Source organism: Vibrio sp. 378 (assembly GCF_033339435.1).
On record NZ_JAWOUO010000667.1, the window covers coordinates 1 to 650 of the forward strand.

General features: G+C 47.1%; 1 protein-coding gene. It reads right to left on the bottom strand.

Going from position 1 to position 650, the window contains the following annotated elements; all coding sequences use genetic code 11:
- On the bottom strand, window positions 1-477 hold a 477-nt coding region (locus tag R7Q48_RS28155; RefSeq protein ID WP_318133609.1), incomplete at its 3' end, for an ATP-binding cassette domain-containing protein.
- Between the last annotated feature and the right edge of the window lie 173 nt (window positions 478-650).

The window sequence follows — 650 nt, forward strand, 5'->3', positions numbered from 1 at the left end:
TAGGTTGTGTGGGTATTCGTTGAGGCGCTTTTCTGGCATTGGAATTTTCACTTTAGCCAGCATTTCTACCGCGTAAGATTCGCGCTCTTTTTTACCTAACTCAGGACGGTGTAATTCCAACACTTCGCACAGTTGGCGGCCAATGGTATGCACTGGATTCAACGCCGTCATTGGGTCTTGGAAAATGATCGAAATGCGGTCGCCGCGCATGGCGTACATTTCTTCCGCTGGTAGCGACACCAGATTGGTACCTCGATAGTTAACCTCACCATTGACAATATTTCCGTAAGGCTTTGGCAACAGTCCCATGATGGACATAGAGGTCACGCTCTTACCACTGCCAGACTCACCAACGAGACCGAGCGTTCGTCCTGCGCGAACATCAAAGTTCACGCCATGGAGTACTTTTACCGGGCCATCATCCGTGATGAATTCCACTTCGAGATCTTTTACACTCAAAATTACATCGTTTTCCATAACACATCCTTACAGCTTATACGTGTCATCAACGACAACAACCGGTTCAAAGGTTTTACCCGACTTCATCGCTTTCTGGGTTTCTTTCTTCACGTCTTTGTCGATCCAATACGTGCCATCACCGATAATTCCGCCACTGAACAACGCTTCTGTCATTCGATTCATTGGTTTCT